The sequence below is a fragment of the Yoonia sp. KMU-150 genome (assembly GCF_056858355.1).
The window spans coordinates 293,291-312,094 of sequence record NZ_JBXEQF010000001.1; the positions used below are offsets into that span (position 1 = coordinate 293,291).

General features: G+C 61.8%; 17 protein-coding genes. 16 read left to right on the forward strand and 1 reads right to left on the reverse strand.

Annotation, left to right across the window (positions count from 1 at the left end):
* Positions 1-50 precede the first annotated feature (50 nt).
* The 7 genes from AC04PH_RS01435 (at position 51) to AC04PH_RS01465 (ending at position 8,820) form a co-directional block, all read left to right on the forward strand.
* Positions 51-1,046 (forward strand): ABC transporter substrate-binding protein, encoded by a 996-nt coding sequence (locus tag AC04PH_RS01435; protein WP_483066126.1) that lies wholly within the window; start codon positions 51-53, stop codon positions 1,044-1,046.
* 163 nt (positions 1,047-1,209) lie between these two features.
* On the forward strand, positions 1,210-3,219 hold the full coding sequence (locus AC04PH_RS01440; protein ID WP_483063961.1) for a hydantoinase/oxoprolinase N-terminal domain-containing protein: 2,010 nt from the start codon (positions 1,210-1,212) through the stop codon (positions 3,217-3,219).
* A gap of 77 nt (positions 3,220-3,296) precedes the next feature.
* Entirely contained in the window at positions 3,297-3,905 is a 609-nt protein-coding gene (locus AC04PH_RS01445) for a CDP-alcohol phosphatidyltransferase family protein (protein ID WP_483063962.1), read from the forward strand.
* A gap of 10 nt (positions 3,906-3,915) precedes the next feature.
* Entirely contained in the window at positions 3,916-5,112 is a 1,197-nt protein-coding gene (locus AC04PH_RS01450; RefSeq protein ID WP_483063963.1) for an ABC transporter substrate-binding protein, read from the forward strand.
* A gap of 58 nt (positions 5,113-5,170) precedes the next feature.
* Positions 5,171-6,814 carry an ABC transporter permease gene (locus tag AC04PH_RS01455; RefSeq protein WP_483066127.1) on the forward strand — a complete coding sequence of 548 codons (1,644 nt, stop codon included), beginning with the start codon at positions 5,171-5,173 and terminating at the stop codon, positions 6,812-6,814.
* Positions 6,807-7,457, forward strand: a complete 651-nt coding sequence (locus AC04PH_RS01460) for an ATP-binding cassette domain-containing protein (protein ID WP_483063964.1) — start codon at positions 6,807-6,809, stop codon at positions 7,455-7,457. The genes AC04PH_RS01455 and AC04PH_RS01460 overlap by 8 nt, the downstream gene beginning before the upstream one ends.
* 91 nt (positions 7,458-7,548) lie before the next feature.
* On the forward strand, positions 7,549-8,820 hold the full coding sequence (locus AC04PH_RS01465; RefSeq protein WP_483063965.1) for a DMP19 family protein: 1,272 nt from the start codon (positions 7,549-7,551) through the stop codon (positions 8,818-8,820).
* A gap of 3 nt (positions 8,821-8,823) precedes the next feature.
* Here AC04PH_RS01465 and idi read toward each other — a convergent pair whose 3' ends face one another.
* A complete protein-coding gene (gene idi / locus AC04PH_RS01470; RefSeq protein WP_483063966.1) occupies positions 8,824-9,360 on the reverse strand; it encodes an isopentenyl-diphosphate Delta-isomerase in 537 nt (178 codons plus the stop codon).
* 134 nt (positions 9,361-9,494) lie between these two features.
* Here idi and AC04PH_RS01475 point away from each other — a divergent pair, with 134 nt between their 5' ends.
* The 9 genes from AC04PH_RS01475 to AC04PH_RS01515 all read left to right on the forward strand — a co-directional run bounded on the left by AC04PH_RS01475 (position 9,495) and on the right by AC04PH_RS01515 (position 18,785).
* A complete protein-coding gene (locus tag AC04PH_RS01475) occupies positions 9,495-10,277 on the forward strand; it encodes a ThuA domain-containing protein (RefSeq protein ID WP_483063967.1) in 783 nt (260 codons plus the stop codon).
* On the forward strand, positions 10,274-11,323 hold the full coding sequence (locus AC04PH_RS01480; RefSeq protein ID WP_483063968.1) for a Gfo/Idh/MocA family protein: 1,050 nt from the start codon (positions 10,274-10,276) through the stop codon (positions 11,321-11,323). The genes AC04PH_RS01475 and AC04PH_RS01480 overlap by 4 nt, the downstream gene beginning before the upstream one ends.
* A 57-nt stretch (positions 11,324-11,380) precedes the next feature.
* The gene (locus AC04PH_RS01485) at positions 11,381-13,051 is read left to right on the forward strand and encodes a glycosyltransferase family 4 protein (protein ID WP_483063969.1); all 1,671 of its coding nucleotides are present in this window, start codon (positions 11,381-11,383) and stop codon (positions 13,049-13,051) included.
* Between the two features lie 88 nt (positions 13,052-13,139).
* Positions 13,140-13,928, forward strand: coding sequence for a hypothetical protein (locus AC04PH_RS01490; protein ID WP_483063970.1), 789 nt, complete (start codon positions 13,140-13,142; stop codon positions 13,926-13,928).
* A 3-nt stretch (positions 13,929-13,931) separates the two neighbouring features.
* Complete coding sequence (locus tag AC04PH_RS01495; RefSeq protein WP_483063971.1) at positions 13,932-15,290, forward strand: tetratricopeptide repeat protein; 1,359 nt, start codon at positions 13,932-13,934, stop codon at positions 15,288-15,290.
* A complete protein-coding gene (locus tag AC04PH_RS01500; RefSeq protein ID WP_483063972.1) occupies positions 15,287-15,685 on the forward strand; it encodes a DUF6165 family protein in 399 nt (132 codons plus the stop codon). The genes AC04PH_RS01495 and AC04PH_RS01500 overlap by 4 nt, the downstream gene beginning before the upstream one ends.
* Positions 15,685-16,452, forward strand: coding sequence for an FkbM family methyltransferase (locus AC04PH_RS01505; RefSeq protein WP_483063973.1), 768 nt, complete (start codon positions 15,685-15,687; stop codon positions 16,450-16,452). The genes AC04PH_RS01500 and AC04PH_RS01505 overlap by 1 nt, the downstream gene beginning before the upstream one ends.
* A gap of 86 nt (positions 16,453-16,538) precedes the next feature.
* Positions 16,539-17,378, forward strand: a complete 840-nt coding sequence (locus AC04PH_RS01510) for a flagellar motor protein MotB (RefSeq protein ID WP_483063974.1) — start codon at positions 16,539-16,541, stop codon at positions 17,376-17,378.
* Positions 17,379-17,489: 111 nt separating this feature from the next.
* Complete coding sequence (locus AC04PH_RS01515; protein ID WP_483063975.1) at positions 17,490-18,785, forward strand: flagellar hook protein FlgE; 1,296 nt, start codon at positions 17,490-17,492, stop codon at positions 18,783-18,785.
* The last annotated feature ends 19 nt before the right edge of the window (positions 18,786-18,804 follow it).

Genomic DNA, 18,804 nt, shown 5'->3' on the forward strand with positions numbered 1-18,804 from the left:
AGGCGGCGCAAGACCGCACAATGCAAACTGACTTGGAGGTCAAAACGATGATGAAGAAAATCGCACTTGCCGCGGCATTCGCTGCCGGGCTTGGTGGTACGGCGGCGCAGGCCGACGGCCATGCCAACGACGTGACGCTGCAGTTGCAGTGGGTCACGCAGGCGCAGTTCGCGGGTTACTATGTTGCCCTCGATCAGGGCTTTTACGAGGAAGAAGGCCTGAACGTCACGATCCTGCCCGGTGGTCCTGACATTGCGCCGCCGCAGGTGCTGGCCGGTGGCGGTGCCGATGTCATGCTGAACTGGATGCCGTCGGCTTTGGCCGCGCGTGAAAAGGGTCTGCCGGTGGTGAACATCGCGCAGCCGTTCAAGACGTCCGGCCTGATGCTGACCTGCTGGAAGGATACCGGGATCGAAACGGTCGAGGATTTCCGTGGCAAGACCATCGGCGTCTGGTTCTTCGGGAACGAATATCCGTTCCTGTCTTGGATGAGTCAGGTCGGTATCCCGACCGACGGTGGCGAGGATGGTGTGACCGTCCTCAAGCAGGGCTTCAACGTCGATCCGCTGTTGCAGCGCGAGGCTGATTGCATCTCGACCATGACATATAACGAATATGGTCAGGTGCTGGACGCGGGCGTCAGCCCCGATGAACTGGTGACCTTCAAATATGAAGATCAGGGCGTTGCCACGCTGGAGGACGGCATCTATGCGCTGGAAGAGAATCTTGAGGATCCGGTATTCGTCGACAAGATGGTGCGCTTTGTCCGCGCTTCGATGAAAGGCTGGAAGTGGGCCGAAGAAAACCCTGAAGAGGCCGCCGGCATCGTGCTCGACAATGACGGCACGGGCGCACAGACCGAGGCCGCGCAGATCCGGATGATGGGTGAAATCGCCAAGCTGACGGCAGGGTCGAACGGTGCATTGGACGAGGCGGACTATCAGCGCACGGTCGATACGCTTCTGGCGGGCGGTTCTGACCCGGTGATTTCTGAAGAGCCCGAAGGTGCGTGGACCAGCATGATCACGGATCAGGCGCTGAACTAGGCGACGCAAAACGAGACCAAGGCGCCCCGTGGCAACGCGGGGCGCTTTTTGTATCCATCGACACGTCCAGCAGCGCGTTTTCGGCATGACAAAGCCGAAGTGTTGCGTATTGAAGGACACAGGTAGGCGCGGCCCGTGGGGCGGGGCAGAAAGGAGCAGGGCGATGGCATATCTTCTGGGTGTGGATACCGGTGGCACCTACACCGATGCTGTCGTGCTTGACGAAGGCGACAATACCGTCGTCGCCGCATCCAAGGCGCTGACCTCGCGCCCCGACCTTGCCAGCGGTATCGGAGAGGCCGTGAATGCGGCGATCGCGGAGTCGGGCGTGTCCCCCACCGACATCGCGATGGTATCGCTATCTACGACACTGGCGACTAATGCGCTTGTCGAAGGTCAGGGCGGGCGGATTGCGCTGGTCTTTATCGGCTTCGCGCTGGCAGAGCTGGGACGCGCCGGATTGACCGAGGCGTTGCGCGGCGACCCGGTCATTTCGCTTGCCGGTGGCCATGGTCATGGTGGTGCGGAACTTGTTCCGCTTGACCTTGACGCACTGGCAAGCGCGCTCGCGTCTCTGGATACTAGTGTGACGGGATTTGCCGTCGCAGCAAGTTTCGCGACCCGCAACCCTGCGCACGAAATCGCGGCCCGTGATGCGATCCGCGCGGCGACCGGCAGACCCGTTACCTGCTCGCACGAGTTGTCGTCCGCGCTGGGTGGTCCGAAGCGCGCCCTGACCGCTGTTCTGAATGCACGATTGATCGGGATGATCGACGGGCTGATCGGTGCATGTGAGGGGCATCTGAAACAGCTTGGCATTTCTGCAAGGCTGATGGTGGTCCGTGGTGACGGGGCGCTGGTGTCGGCCGAGGTCGCGCGCGAGAAACCGATCGAAACGATCCTGAGCGGTCCTGCCGCCTCGATTGCGGGGGCGCAATGGCTGACCGGCGCGACCGACGCACTGGTCAGCGATATCGGCGGGACCACGACGGATGTGTGTCTGTTGAAGGACGGTCGCCCGACGATCGACCCGCGTGGTGCACAGGTCGGCCCCTATCGGACGATGGTCGAGGCCGTAGCGATGCGCACGACCGGTCTGGGTGGCGACAGCGAGGTGCATGTCACCGATGGACTGGACGGTGGTTTGCGGCTTGGCCCCCGCCGCCTCATGCCGATTGCGCTTGCGGGGAAGAAATATCCCGAGCTGGTTCACGCGGTGCTGGACCGGGCGCTGGCAAGCGACACGCCTGCGCTGGACGGAGCACAGTTCGTCGTCCCGCTCTGGCATGATATTCCAGAAGGACTGGACAAACGGGAGGCCGCGGTCGCCGCGCGACTGGCGGACGGACCGCGGCGTTTGGGTGAAGTCGTGACAAGCCGCATGGAAAGCCCGGCGCTGGATCGGCTTGTCACCCGCGGGCTGGTTCTGCGCGTGGGCGTGACGCCGTCCGACGCGGCCCATGTGCTGGGCCGTGTCGCCGCTTGGGATGCCGAGGCCGCGCAGAAGGCACTGACGCTTTTCGCGCGCCGCAGAACCGGCGGCGGCGACCGCCTTGCGCCCGGCGGCGCAGCACTGGCACAAATGATTGTCGATCAACTGACGGCACAGACGGTCACCTGTCTGCTCGAAGCGGCATTCGAGGAAGATGCCCGCGACTGGGGCGGGGTCGAGACGGCACGGCTCGCCCGCCACCCGCTCACGCTTGCCGGGCTGGATCGGCACAGCGGCGTTGTACAGACGACATTCGCCTTGGGCGTGCCGCTGATCGGGCTGGGGGCATCCGCGTGTGCCTACTATAGCGCGGTCGGTACGCGCCTGAATACGGAAACGATCCTGCCCGATTATGGCGGCGTCGCGAATGCGATTGGCGCGGTCGTGGGACAGGTCGCCATGCAGGCCAGTGGCACCGTGACCAGCCCGGGCGCGGGACAGTTCGTCGTGCATCAGGCCCACGGCACGGCACATTTCGCGGATCGTGACACGGCCCTGGCGGCGCTGGAAGCGACATTGGTCGAACAGGCCACGCAAAGCGCACGGGCCGCCGGTGTCGAAGAAGTTCGCCTGACCACGGATCGGGACGTTCAGGAGGCGCAGGTCGAAAACCGGCCGTTGTTTGTCGAGGCCAGAATACGTGTCACCGCGCAAGGCCGTCCGCGGATTGCCATCGGTTAGGGTCACGAAAACGTCAGGTGGATTGCCCGTGCGCGATGTCTGCGCCAAAGAACCAACGACAAGGGAAAGTGCCGCAGATGTTCGACCGCCAGTTCAGAAAACTGATAGACCCGCCCCTGAACCGCTTGGGTCGCGATCTGGCGCGGCACGGTTTTTCCGCCGATGGTGTGACGCTGATCGGGCTGGGGCTGGGATTGATCGCTGCGCTCAATATCGCGCTGGGCTGGACATGGCTTGCGCTGATTCCGCTTTTGATGAGCCGTATCGCCGATGGGCTGGACGGCGCGGTGGCACGGGCGACCCGCAAGACGGACTTCGGCGGTTATCTGGATATATCCGCGGATTTTCTGTTCTACGGCGCGATCCCGATGGCGTTCGTCTGGCTCGATCCGTTGCAGAACGGAGCGGCGGGTGCGTGGCTGCTGACCGCCTTTTACTTCAACGGCAGCACGTTTTTGGGCTACGCGATACTGGCCGAAAAGCGGAAAATGCAGACGTCCGCGCAGGGCGTCAAATCGCTCTACTATTCGAATGGCCTGCTGGAAGGGGCGGAAACCATCGCGTTCTTCGTGCTGATCTGCCTGTTCTCACAATATTTTGCCTTCCTTGCCTGGATATTCGGTGCAATGTGCTTTGCGACCGGGTGCCTGCGGATACATGCCGCGCGGCAGACCTTCACCGTTTAGAGGACGATCCATGAAATATCTTGCCTTGCTGGCTGCTCTTGGCCCTTGTGCCGCTTTCGCGCAAACCGATCCGTCGGACTGGGACAGCGTCGTTGCTGCCGCCGACGGACAGACCGTCTACTGGAACGCCTGGGGCGGGTCGACGCAGACCAATGATTTCATCGCATGGGTGGGCGAACGGGTCGCGGCCGAATATGGTGTCACGCTGGAGCATGTGAAGCTGACCGATACCGCAGACGCCGTCACACGGGTCCTGTCCGAAAAGCAGGCGGGCGAGGACAGCGACGGTGCCGTCGACATGATCTGGATCAACGGCGCGAACTTCGCCGCAATGAAGGACGCCGACCTGTTGTTTGGATCGTTCGCCGAGCAACTGCCGAACTGGGCGCTGGTCGACGTGGACGGCAAGACCGTGCAGACCGATTTCACAGTCCCGACCGATGGCTTCGAATCCCCCTGGGCCATGGCGCAGGTCGTGTTCGATTACGACACTGCCGACATTGCCGCACCGATGGGGTCGATGCAGGAAATACTGGAATGGACTGCGCAGAATCCGGGGCGTTTCACCTACCCCCAACCGCCGGATTTTCTGGGCACGACCTTCCTCAAACAAGTGTTGGTCGATATCCTTGACGACCCCAGCGTTCTTGCCGCACCTGCGACCGATGAAAACTACGACGCGGTGACCGCTCCGCTGTGGCGCTATCTTGATGAGCTGACGCCGAACCTTTGGCGCGGTGGGCGGGCCTATCCGCCGACCGGCACGGCCATGTTCCCGCTGATTGCGGACGATGAACTCGATCTGTCTATCTCGTTCAGCCCCGGCGCGGCCTCTGCCGCCATCGCCAATTTTGAACTGCCCGAGACGGTGCGCACCTTCGTGCTGGACAAGGGTACGATCGGGAATGCGTCGTTCGTAGCGATCCCCTACAATTCCGGCAGTAAGGAAGGCGCGATGGTCGTGGCGAACTTTCTGATGTCACCGCAGGCGCAGGCCCGCGCACAGGACCCCGACCTGTTGGGTTACGGCACGGTGCTGGATATGGAGAAACTGACAGCAGAGGATCGCGCGTTGTTCGATGCACTGGAATTGGGGATTGCGACGCTGTCCCCCGAAGAGCTCGGCACCGTCGTGGCAGAGCCGCATCCAAGCTGGATGACACGCATCGCGGATGACTGGGTCGCGCGCTACGGCGTCGCGCAATAGACGGCCTGTGAGGTCGCGCCGCGTTCTTCCGGTTCTGCCGGCGCTGACGTTATTGGCGATGCTGGGCCCGGTCGCGGCGGGGCTTTACGGGACCGTGCTGCCTGCCTTCGGCCATCTTCCGGCGGCTGGAGAATTTGGCCCGGATCTTGATGCTGTGCGCGCGCTGGTCGCATGGCCCGGTCTGGCGGACGCCGTGCGCTTGTCACTGACCACGGGCCTGATCGCGACATCGGTTTCCCTGTTGATCGTGACGCTGATCGTGGCGGGCTGGTCCGGCACGCGGGTCTTTCGCGCCCTCGAAAGGCTGTTGTCACCCCTGTTGTCCGTCCCTCATGCCGCGGCGGCCTTTGGGCTTGCGTTTCTGATTGCCCCGTCCGGCTGGCTGGCCCGCCTCGTCTCGCCCGGGCTGACGGGGTGGGACAAGCCGTTGGACCTACTGATCGTGCAGGATCCCTGGGGGCTTGCGATGACCCTTGGCATGATCACCAAGGAGGTTCCGTTCCTGCTGTTGATGACGCTGGCGGCGCAGGGTCAGGCGGATGCCACCCGGTCGGTAGCCGTGGCGCAGGCGCTTGGTTACGGCCGGCTGACCGGTTGGCTCAAGACCGTCTTCCCGCGCGTATATGCGCAGATCAGGTTGCCGGTCTATGTGGTACTGGCCTACGCGATGTCGGTCGTCGATGTCGCGATCATTCTGGGGTCGAACACGCCGCCACCCTTGTCGGTGCAGATCGTGAAGTGGATGTCCGACCCTGACCTGTCCTTGCGTCTGCAGGGCGCTGCCGGTGCGTTGCTGCAACTGATGCTGGTGATCGGCGGGCTGCTGGTCTGGCGCATGGGCGAACGCGCGGTCGGCTGGGCCGGGCGGCGCTGGATTATGGCCGGGCGGCGTGGACGCATGGACCGTCTTGCCGGCGGGCTGGCGCTGACCCTTGGCGCTGTGTCCGCACTGGCGGTGCTGCTTGGTCTGGCGGGGCTGGCGGTCTGGTCTGTCGCGGCCTTCTGGTCGTTTCCCGATGTGCTGCCCGACAGTTTCACCTGGCGCAACTGGATGCGCCACGGGTCGGGCACCCTTGCCGCCTTTCAGGAAACCGCCGTGATCGCGCTCACTGTCACGCTGGTAGCGCTTTTGCTGACCATCGGTTGCCTTGAGGCCGAGGCGCGGTATCACCTCGGTTTCAGCACGGTCAGCGTCTGGATGCTTTATCTGCCGCTGCTGATCCCTCAGGTAGCGTTTCTGCCGGGTCTGCAGACGCTGTTCCTGACCGTCGGTGCCGATATGGGGCGTGGCCCTGTTATGCTTGCGCATCTTATCTTTGTGCTGCCCTACGTGTTCCTGTCGCTGGCCGATCCTTTCCGCGCCTGGGACGCGCGAATGGGAACGATTGCCGCGGCGCTGCGCGCCTCTCCCGATGGGGTCCTGTGGCGTGTGCGTCTACCGATGCTGCTGCGCCCGGTGCTGACTGCCATGGCTGTCGGAATCGCGGTGTCCGTCGGGCAATATCTGCCGACGCTTCTGATCGGCGGCGGGCGGGTCAGCACGTTGACGACCGAGGCGCTTGCACTGTCGTCTGGCGGTGACAGGCGCGCGATCGGTGTCTATGGCCTGATGCAGACCCTTGCGGCACTTGTGCCGTTTGCGCTCGCGTTATTGATCCCCGCGCTGGCCTGGCGCAACCGGAGAGGACTGTGGCATGGATGAGACCGGGCTTTCGCTGCGCGACTGTATCATCACGAAGGATAGGCAGCGACTGCTGGCGGTATCGCATGACATCGCTCCCGGCGAGGTTCTGACGATCATGGGTCCGTCGGGAGTGGGCAAATCGACCCTGCTCGCCTTCGTCACAGGGACTCTGGCCCCTGCGTTTCGGGCAGAGGGACGCATCGTATTGAACGGGCAGGACATCACGGACGTGCCACCGCACCGCAGGCGCGTCGGGATTCTGTTTCAGGACAATCTGTTGTTTCCCCACTTGTCAGTCGGGGCTAATCTTGCCTTTGGGTTGCCGCCCGGTGGTAACCGGACGGACCGCGCCGACCGTATCGCCGACGCATTGCAGGAGGTCGGTTTGGCCGGTTATGCGGACCGTGACCCGGCCACGCTGTCCGGCGGCCAGAAGGCGCGGGTCGCATTGATGCGGATGTTGCTGTCCGACCCCTGCGCGCTTTTGCTGGATGAGCCGTTTTCGCGTCTCGATACCGCGCGCCGCGCACAGGTGCGCGACATGGTGTTCGCCCGTGCAAAGGCGCGCGCGCTTCCCATTCTGATGGTGACGCATGATACCGAGGATGCCAACGCCGCAGGCGGCACAGTCATCACTCTCGGCACCCCGGAAACCATCTGAATACCCAGAGATTGCCTTTTTCTTTACGTAGTTGCGCCATGCGGGCGGTGCATAGGATGCAATGCAAAATTGCAGGCAAAGGATGGGTAAGATGATCAGGGAACTGTTTCAGAAAGCCAGTAAAGTCGTCGCGACAAGACAAGGCAAAGTGGCGGAAACGCAAGTGGCCGCACCTCAACCGGCGCAGGACAACGCGGGCGGAGACGATGCCGATGTCACCCGGCTTGACCTGATCGTGGTGCCGCAATCGGCGCGTGACAGCTACCCCGATGATCCCCGCCCCCTTGTCGAAGCCGTGGTCACTTATGTGAACCATCTGCAGTTCGTGGCGGGCTTCGCGGAAAGTGAAGTTCCTGCGGAGGCGCTTCAGGCCTGGCAATGTGACACATATCATGCGCAGGTCTGCGAGGGCGGTCATACGCTGTTCGTCGCGAGTGGCGCCGAAAATATCAAATCGCGCATCAGTAGCCTGATGGTCGGCTTGATCGGTATGGGTGACAAGAAATATCAGAGGCTGGCTGGCGAGATGGCCGCCTGGGTCGCGACCCACGCCGAAGAGGTGAACCCGCAACTCGGGTTTCGCGATGCTGCCCCGGACGGGCTGAAGGCATTGGACCAACCATTCTATGTGCACGATAAAAAGGTACGTTTCACACAGGCACTTGCGGACTGGATCGCAGGTCTTGAAACACTGATCGCGGTGCCTGACGATCTGGTCGACCGGGTGTTGGACGGGATCGCGAAAATTCATGGGCCGGTGCAAGGCCGTGAAATACAGGACCGACGCGTTGACCTCGAAGCGATGCTGTCGGATCCCGAAAGGCTTGGGCTGGGCATGGCGGCAGGCAAGATCAAGGACCCGGTGATCGGAACCGGTGGCAGCCTGAAGATGGACATCGACGGGGTGATGACCCCGGTGCGACTGACATATCTGGCGAGCGGCGAGGCCTGGGGTCTGGCGAGCGAGGACGGTGTCGCGATCATGACGCACGAGGTCGATGAAGCGCAGGGAACCGCGAAGGTCGGTGAGGAAGTGTCCAGCGTCACGCAAGCAGAGATCATGGCAACGGCTGAACTGTGTCGATCCCTTGGCGCTGCCGTCGCGATCGACAGCCTGATGGCGCAACATGATGCCTCGGCTGAAATCGACTTTGTCTCGATCCACAAGACTGTCGCCGATGACGGTGTTTCAGAGGAATTGATGATCTACGTCGTTTGCGACAAGGGTGAGACGGCCTATGCCGCAATCATCGACGCTAGTGGTGCCGAATTGCGGGCAGAACCCTCTCATGCCGTGCTTGCGACTGTTGATCGCATCGAGATCGAGCGGCACGCGGCCCGGATGGATCGCGCCGCAGCCTAGCGGCTATGACCTTGCGCCGAAGATCGTGTTTTTGTGCTGCGACAGATAGATCGACAGCCACGGCGTGTAGGGTGCGGGGTTTTGCGCGACTTCATCGCTCAGCCTGTCGATGTCGTCCCAGCGCGTCGCCATGACCTCTGCCGGGTTTGGCGCAAGCGTCATGTCGGGGGTAGCCCGGGCGACGAAGACATCCACGACCTCGTGTTCGATCAGCCCGTCGCCGACATCGGCACGATATTCGATCTGATCGCGAAACTCCGGTTCCACGCCGGTGAGACCCAATTCCTCTTTCAGACGCCGCACGGCGCAGTGTTCCGGCTCTTCCGACCACTGCGGATGCGTGCAACAGGTGTTCGCCCAAAGGCCGGGCGTGTGGTATTTGCCCAACGCGCGCCGCTGCAAGAGCACCTCGCTGCCACGCATCACGAAAACGCTGACAGCCTTGTGACGCAGGCCGCGCTGGTGCACAGCGAGTTTTTCCACCGGCATCAGTGCACCGTCGACCCAGGCCGGGATCAGAATTTCAGTCGCACCGCTCATCTTCGCCTCTTATCAACAGGGCGAGGGCATAGCCTGCTTTCCCGGTGATTTGAACGTCAATTTGGCAAGTGGGCTTGTGTTCCCGCCAGACCTGCTCTTTGATGAACCTCAAAGCGCTTTGAAGGATTGCGAAGATGACAATTAGGGCTCTGGTCTGGGGCGAAAACGTCCATGAAAAAACCAACAAGATCGTGGCCGATCTTTATCCCGACGGCATGCACGGCGCGATTGCGCAGGCGCTGGCGTCGGACGGCATCGCCGCCACGACGGCGACGTTGCAGGAGCCCGAACATGGTCTGACGGAAGATCGCTTGTCGCGGACGGATGTTTTGCTGTGGTGGGGGCATGCTGCACACGGCGACGTAGAAGATGCCATCGTCGAACGTGTCGCCGATCATGTGAACGCCGGTATGGGTTTGATACTGCTGCATTCGGCACATTTCGCCAAGATATTCAAACGTCTGATGGGCACGCCCTGCAATTTGACATGGCGCGAGGCGGGCGAGCGTGAACGGCTTTGGGTGACGTCGCGCAACCACCCGATTGCGGCCGGGTTACCCGATCATTTCGAGCTTGAGAACGAAGAAATGTATGGCGAGCCGTTCGGCGTGCCCGAGCCGCTGGAAACCGTTTTTATCAGCTGGTTTCAGGGCGGCGAGGTTTTTCGGTCTGGCCTGACCTACAAACGGGGGGCCGGCAACGTGTTCTATTTCCGCCCTGGACACGAAACATACCCCACCTATCACGACGCCAACATCCAGACCGTGCTGCGCAATGCGGTGCGCTGGGCCTACAACCCTGCGCCGCGTGTTCAGGGTGTGCATGATGCGCCCAACGTGCCAGTCGAATCCGCATTGGAACCTATCACCGCGCGCGGCCCGCGACTGCACAAGGACGGCGAAGAGGGCTTCCGGTGATCCGTGTCCTGATCGTCGGCACGGGCGGTATGGCCGAGACCCACGCGCAGGCCTATGCGGGGATCGAAGGGGTCACAGTCGTCGGGGGTGTCGATTTGGACGCGGACAAGCTGGCGGATTTTCAGGCGCGGCATCACATCTCGCACGGATTTGGCAGCGTCGATGATGCCCTGGCGTGGGGCGCGTTCGACGCCGTGTCGAATGTCACACCGGATGCCATCCACCACATGACGACCCTGCCGTTTCTGGCCGCGGGAAAGCACGTCCTGTGTGAAAAGCCGCTGGCCGCAAATCACGCCGATGCAGCCGAGATGGCCGCGGCCGCACAAGCGGCGGGCGTGGTGAACATGGTCAACCTGTCCTATCGCGAGGTCCCGGCCATGATCGCGGCGGCGCAGATGGTATCGGACGGCACGATTGGCAACGTGCGGCATTTCGAGGCGTCGTATCTGCAAAGCTGGCTGACCCAATCGGCCTGGGGGGACTGGAAGACAGAGGACCAATGGCTATGGCGTCTGTCGCGCGCGCATGGGTCGATGGGCACGCTGGGCGATGTCGGCGTTCATATCCTCGACTACGCCACCTATGTCGCGGGCGCGGATGTCGCGCGGGTCTCGTGCCGGCTGACGACGTTCGACAAGGCCCCGGGAGGGCAGATCGGGCCATACTGGCTTGATGCGAACGATAGCTTCAACATGCATGTCGCCCTGACCAACGGGGCGGCGGGTGTCGTGCACTCCAGCCGGATGGCGTCGGGACATCTCAACGACCTGAGCCTGCGCATCTACGGCGATCTTGGCGGGCTTGAGGTGCAAAGCAAAAATCAAGTCAGCAGTCTGCGTGCCTCGATCGGCGACGATATGCAGGCGGCGCGCTGGGTCAGCGTCGAAACGCCGCCCGTTGCCAGCAACTACCAGCGGTTCGTCGACGCGATCCGCGACAAGACGATGGTCAGACCCGATTTTGCGCGGGGTGCCGCGCTGCAGCGGGTACTCGATCAGGCGGTCGCGTCAGATGCACAGGGGTCACGCGATATGCCGGTCTAGTCTTGTCATGGCCCCGCGGTGGCGTCAGGCTTTGCGAAGGCAATGGCAGGATGCGACATGGCGACGACACCGGCGATCTATTTCCATACCGACGCGGTCGAGGGCGAGAATAAGGATCTGGTTGGCCGGCGGTCAGCCGGTCAGTCGTTTCTGAAGGGATTCCTGCGTCATGTCGGCGGACCCGAGGTGCATGCCGTCGTCGCCGGGGGAAGCGGCGCACAGGCGTTCGACGATGCAGCGCGCGCGCTTGGCGAAACACGACCCATGCGGGTGTCTTCGCTACGCGGCGAAAGTGACTGGACCTATCCAGGCACGGTATTTTTTCCGGCACCCGGTTTCACCGATGCCGCCTGGCGCAGGCAACGCTTTGATCCGAAGGCGTGTTCACTTGTCGGGATCACCCACACGGTTTCCACGCGGCGGGTGATCGACCGCCTGCACAACCAGATGCTGGAGCCGGTGGAGCCGTGGGACGCGATTATCTGCACGTCGCGGGCTGTGCACAGCGTGGTTCGTCAGCAGATGGACCTGTCGGCAGAGTTCATCCGTGCCCGCTTTGGTGCGACGCGGGTCCCGATGCCGCAACTGCCGATCATACCGCTCGGGATCAACGCCGACGATTTCAGCCACCGTGCGACCGACCGCGACGGGATGCGAAGGCGGTTTGATGCAGGTCCCGACGATGTCGTCGTGATGACGATGGGCCGGTTGACCACGGTCGAAAAGGCGAACCCGCTGCCGCTTTATCTGGCGTTGGAGGAGGTCGCGCAGACGACGGGAAAATCCGTGCATCTCTGGTTGGTCGGCTGGCCCGCCAATGATCCCGAGAAGGAGCTTCACGAAAGGGGTCAACAGGTTTGCCCTTCGGTGAAGGTCACCACGATCGACGGGCGTGCACCGGATGTCCGTCGCGGCATTTGGTCGGCCGCCGATATTTTCACGCTTCCGGTCGACAACATTCAGGAGACGTTCGGGCTGGTCCCGGTAGAGGCGATGGCTGCCGGGCTTCCCGTCGTGATGCCCGACTGGAACGGGTTTCGTGACACGGTCGTGAACGGCGAGACCGGATTCCTGATCCCGACGACGATGATCGGTCCGGGCCGCGACATCGGCGACAGGATCGCGCGCCGTTTTGCCGACGGTACGGACGGATATCATCATCATCTGTCGGTGATGCAGCAGCAGACAAGGATCGACATGCGCGCCTATGTTGCGGCGTTGACCGATCTTGTGACGAACCCCGCATTGCGCCGCGAAATGGGCCAGGCGGCGGTAGCGCATGTGCAGCGCCGTTTCGACTGGTCCGCGATCATTCCACAATACCTCGCCCTTGCCGAGGAACTGGCGGCGATACGGCGGGGCGGCACAGTGACCACGCCGCGCCTGTCCGACGCGGCGGCGAGCCCGCGCGAGGTTGATCCGTTTCGGCTCTATGGGGGTTACCCCAGCCATACGCTCGCGCCGACCTCCGAGATCGCCCACCGCAAACCGCTCGATGCGGCCGGGCTGGACGCCTTGGACCAGATGAACGGTCGCACGCTTTACCAGCGCAAGCTGACCCCGGACGGGCGGATGCTCGAAGTGGCCGAGACCATCGCCGCCGCAGACCGGTTGACTGTCGCCGCGCTGACACAGCGCACGGCTCTGTCAGAGGACATTGTGATGGCCTCTGTTCTGTTCCTTGCAAAATATGACTTTGTCACGCTCAATATGTTAAAGCCAAATTAGCGCCGCAATTTCAGGATAGGCGCTCCAGCCAGTGATACCGCCAAAAAGATCCGCTTGCGGCGGACAGGGCGCGCAAGAGGATCAGCAGATGCAGCTATCAGTCCATTTCGAAAACACGGCCGAAGGCACGCCGAGGAGCGGACCGGTGAAGGTCGGCTGGTTCCTGAACAGCCGCAAGGCGGGGATCGTATATTTCCCGCCCGAGCGTGTGCGCTCTGCCGACATGAACAAAAGCCACGCGAAATCGGCCTCGCGCTGCCCTGCCGTGATCAATCTTGAAAGCCGCTATTTCGCGATCCGTTGCCCTTTCGATCTGAACCTGCAGTTTGTCCGTGACAAGGACGGCAAACCCGCGATGCGGAACCTGAACGGCGAGGCGAGCGGGATCAGAAGCAACAAGCTGCGCGAGAAGCTGCATATCGCCAACGAGACCGAATGGCGCTACCCCGGTGTGCCGACGCTGCAGCTTGAATTGCCATATGTGTTCATCGCCGACGAAGCTGTCTACATGTCGCAGATTTCGCCTTTCATGCATTACAACAAGGACCAGTTTCCGGGGACGATCTTTGGCGGTCGGTTCCCGATCAACGTCTGGCCACGGCCCCTGATGTGGGCGTTCGAATGGCACGATTTGGACAAGCCACTGAAGGTGCGGCGCGGCGACCCGTTGTTCTACGTCACCTTCGAGACGATGCCGCAGGACAGATCGGTCGTGCTGTTAGAGAATGAGGTCACGCAGGACCTCGAAGACTATATGGAACTGATTTCCGGCGCCGTGAACTATGTCAACCAGACGTTCTCGTTGTTCGAGGCGGCAGAGGCGCGGCGGCCCGCGACGCTGCTCAAGCCGTCGCGAAACAAGGCGGATCAGGCCTGATAGATGCGCGCTGACCTCAAGGCGCTGCGCGAAGCCGCCAATCGCGCACATCAGCAGGGCGATCTGGCCGGGGCGGTGGCGCACTACGCGCGCTATCTTAACCAGATGCCCGGCGACGCGATGATGTGGTCGAACCTTGGCGCCTTGCATCGCAGTGCAGGCCGTCACCGCCAGGCGCTTCGCGCACACCGCCGCGCCGTGGCTTTGAACCCCGAGGTGATCGCGTTTCGCAACAATCTTGCCAACGTGTTGTCCGATATCGGGGAATACGACGAAAGCATCGCCCTGCGTCGCGCGATTTTGCAGGAAGAACCCCTGGATACGAACCACAAGGCCATGATTGGAAGGTGCTTGCGTGGCAAGGGCGACTATGCCGACGCGATCAGTTACCTGAAGGAGGCGATTGCCGCGCACCCCGAGGATACGGAGCTTCAGATGCAACTCGCGTTTGCGCAGCTCGGGGCCGGGGAGTATGCGGATGCGTTCGAAACCTATCGGATCCGCTGGCAGGCAGGCGAACTCAAGGCTCGCGATGTGCCCTTTCCCGAATGGAAGGGAGAAGAGATGGACGGCAAGACGGTACTTGTCCTGCCGGAGCAGGGGTTCGGCGACGCCATTCTGTTCGCGCGCTTCGTGCCCTTGCTGAAAGCCCGCGGCGCGACTGTGCGATACCTGACGGAAAAACCCGTCGCCCCGCTGTTTGAAGGACTTGACGGTGTGGATTGGGTCGGCACGCAGGAGTCCCGGCATGCGCCTGTGGATTTCTGGATCAATGCGATGGATCTTGCGCTGCTGCACTTTGAAGACTCGCAGGAGGTCCCGCCACCACCGCGCCTGAACGTTCCGCAATCGGCACGGGACAGGGCCGCCGGGATCGTGAAACCTTATCGCGATGCCTTCAAGGTCGGGGTCGTCTGGACGGGGTCGGCGACGTACAAGGGAAATGCCTTCCGGTCGTTCAGCCACACGGATTTCCTGCCGCTGGTCGATATTCCTGGCGTGCAGCTGTTCTCACTCTACAAAGGTCCGTTTCTCGATTCGTTCGAAAACGACGGCACATCGGCGTTCATGGTGGATGCGGGACGCACCGAAAGCAACTTTGGCGATTGCGCGGGCATGATGGAAGAAATGGATTTGATCATTACGTCCGACACGGCCACCGCCCATCTTGCGGGTGCGCTGGGTGTGCCGACATGGACCATCCTGCACTGGGACCCGTTCTGGGTCTGGCGACATTCCGGCGAAACGACCGCGTGGTATCCGGGTATGCGATTGTTCCGGCAACTTACCCCGCTTGTCTGGGAGGACGTCATGCAGGACGTCGCAACGGCATTGCAAGACAAACTGGAAGGGCGCGCATGAAAGAAATACTGACACCCATTGCACCAGGAGAGCTGATCGACAAGCTGACGATCCTGCGGCTGAAGACCGAAAACATCAGCGATCCGGGCAAGCTCGCCAATGTGAGGCACGAACAATCGGTTCTTCAGGCGGTGGCCGATGCAGCGATCCCGCAGTCCGAAGACCTGACGGGTCTTTGGGCGGCTCTCTACAAGGTGAACGGCGATCTTTGGGTTATCGAGGACGATATTCGCAAATGCGAAGCGCGTGGCGATTTCGGACCTGCCTTTATTGCGCTGGCGCGCGCGGTCTATGTCACGAACGACGAACGCGCGCGGATCAAGAAGGACATCAACCTGTTGCTGGGGTCCGATCTGATCGAAGAGAAGTCCTACTACAATGGGGGAGACGGATGATGAGCCAGGACTCCCTGATCAAGACGGCGCGTTCGGAACTTGCCGCCGCTCATGATGCGCTGGTAAAGGAATTGCTTGAGGAAAAGTCGCGCAAACGCGGGCCTCTGAACCGCCAACTGCACGAAATCCGGCAAATGCTGGACCGGCGCTACGCCTATGCCTCGCAGGCCGGGCAGGATGTCATCGTCGACCGGGTCTTTGATCGCAAGCGCGGCGGTACATTTGTCGACATCGGCGGTTATGACGGAGTGACCGGGTCCAACACGATTTTTCTGGAGCATTGGCGCGGCTGGACCGGTGTGCTGGTCGAGCCTGTGGCCACGCATCTTGAACACGCGATGATGGTTCGCAGGTGCCCCTGTCTTGGCTATGCCGTCGCCGATTCCGACGGAACGGCGGATTTTATCGCGGTTACGAACGGTTTTACGCAAATGAGCGGTTTATCGGACAGCTACGATCCGAAGATGCTCGCCCGGGTACGGGCCGATCCGCGCCATGTGGAGGACGTGCTGAAAGTGCCGACCCGGACGCTGTCGTCAATCCTGACCGAGGCCGATATCCCCGATCCGGACTTTGTTTCGCTGGATATCGAAGGCGGTGAACTGCCTGCTTTGCAAGGGTTTCCCTTCGACAGGCACAAGGTCGGCGTCTGGGCGATCGAGAACAACACAGGCACCCCAGAGATTGCCGGGCTGATGCGCGACCACGGATTTGATCTGATCGAATTCTGCGGTCCAGACGAAATCTACATCAATCGAAATCGTTGAAAACTCGCGTCAATTTCCACCTTTAAGCTGCTCTTCACCGGCCACTCAATAGGGCTGGTATCGGGTGGCGACAAAGGCGGGACCACATGAGCACACAATCGAACGCACCGATCATCATCAAACGCAAAAAGGTCATTGCCGGTGGCGGTCATCACGGCGGTGCATGGAAAGTCGCGTATGCGGATTTCGTCACCGCTATGATGGCCTTTTTCATGCTGATGTGGCTTCTGAACGCGACGACCGAACAGCAGCGCAAGGGAATCGCTGACTATTTCTCACCGACCGCGCCGATGTTCCGGGTGTCGGGCGGCGGTGACGGCATGTTCGGTGGCGAAAGCATTTTCAGCCAGAATACACTCGTGCAAAACGGAACCGGCGCCAATGCATTGCAGGCGGGTCGCGATACGAGCGACCCGGGCGCCCAAGCCGATGCCGATGCGCAGGCAGCGATGGCGCAAACCGCTGCGCTGCAGGATATCGAGGACGCGCTGTTGGGACGTGGCGGCGAAAGCGCGATTTCGCGGCAGGCCCTGCGCCATATCGTGACCCGTGTCACGGACGAGGGCTTGATCATCGAAATTTTCGATCGCCCGGATGCTGCGCTCTTTGCACCGGGGACCGATACACCGATGCCCGTGACCGAGGAAATCGCTGCGGTGGTTGCGCGGGTTCTTGCGTCCGTGGAAAACCGGATCGCGATCAACGGTCATTTAGCGGCGAATCCGGTTGTCCTGCGCGAAAATCCCGCTTGGGACCTGTCGCTCGATCGGGCAACGCGCATGCGCCTGATGACTCAGGCAGGTGGTCTCGCCGAGCTTCGGATTCTGCGGGTCACGGGCTTTGCTGACCGTGTCGCGATTGCGCCGAACGCGGCCGATCTGCGCAACAACCGGATCGAAGTGATCGTTCTGCGCGAGGAAATATAGGCCTTACGCCCTAGCGCTGCGATTTCGTGTCCGCCGTTAGCGGCGCGTTAAGCCCTGATCACTAAGCCTTGCCGACATGGATTACCTGTGTTGCGATCGAAAGGCTATGTCATGACCATTTCCTCGTCTCTGAACGCCAGTGTGGCCGGGCTTGCGTCGAACGCGACACGGCTTGCCAGCATTTCCGACAATATCGCGAACTCGGCGACATATGGATACAAGCGGGCCGTGACAGATTTTCATGCGATGGTCATTTCGTCCGGACGCGGTACCTATTCGGCTGGCGGCGTGCGCACGACGAACACACGCCTGATCGACGAACGGGGGGCGCTGGTCGCGACGGGAAACGCGACTGACCTTGCCGTGCGGGGGCGCGGGCTATTGCCTGTCACGCCGGAATCCTCCGTCGCCAATGGCGACAATCCGATGATGCTGACCACGACCGGTTCTTTCCGTCCTGACGATCAGGGGTATCTGCGCAGCCCTGCCGGACTGGTGCTGATGGGGTGGCCCGCCACGCTCGATGGAGTCGTCCCGACATATCCGCGCGATGCGACCGACGGTCTTGAGCCGATCAAGATCAACAGCAACCAGTTCGCGGGAGAGGCGACGACCCGCGTCGACCTTGCCGTCAATCTTCCCGCCACGTCGACAGAGGCGAGCGCGACAACCGGGCCGGAAACGCTGTCGATCGAGTATTTCGATAACCTTGGCAAATCGGCGAACCTGCAAATCAATTTTGCGCCGACGATTCCTGCCACCGGATCGTCGAACGAATGGACGATGACCATTGCCGACAGCGCCTCTGCCGGGGCCGTGATCGGTGAATATACACTCACCTTCGACGACTCACGCGGTGGCGGCGGCACGTTGCTTTCGGTAACGGACATATCGGGCGGACCCTACGATCCGGTGACCGGCACATTTACCGTCAACGTCGCCGGCGGCCCGATGGACCTGTCGATCGGAACGCCTGGCAGCTCCGCGGGCCTGACGCAGCTTTCGGATGCCTTTGCGCCGGTCTCCATTTCCAAAAACGGCACACCGGTCGGCAGCTTGACAGCGATTGAGGTGGACCAGAACGGTTTCCTGCGGGCATCCTTCGATATCGGGATCAACCGTGTTCTGTATCAGATTCCGCTGGTCGACGTGAGCAATGTCAACGGACTGGAATCGTTGGACGAACAAAGCTATCGGGTGACACCTGACAGTGGGTCTTTCTTTCTGTGGGATGCGGGCGATGGTCCGACGGGTGACATCGTCGGTTTCGCCAGAGAGGAGTCGGCGACCGATGTCGCCGGGGAACTGACCCAGCTGATCCAGACGCAGCGGGCCTATTCCTCCAACGCGAAGGTCATCCAGACCGTCGATGAAATGCTGCAGGAAACCACCAACATCAAACGCTGATCCCGGGTCGAGGAGCCAG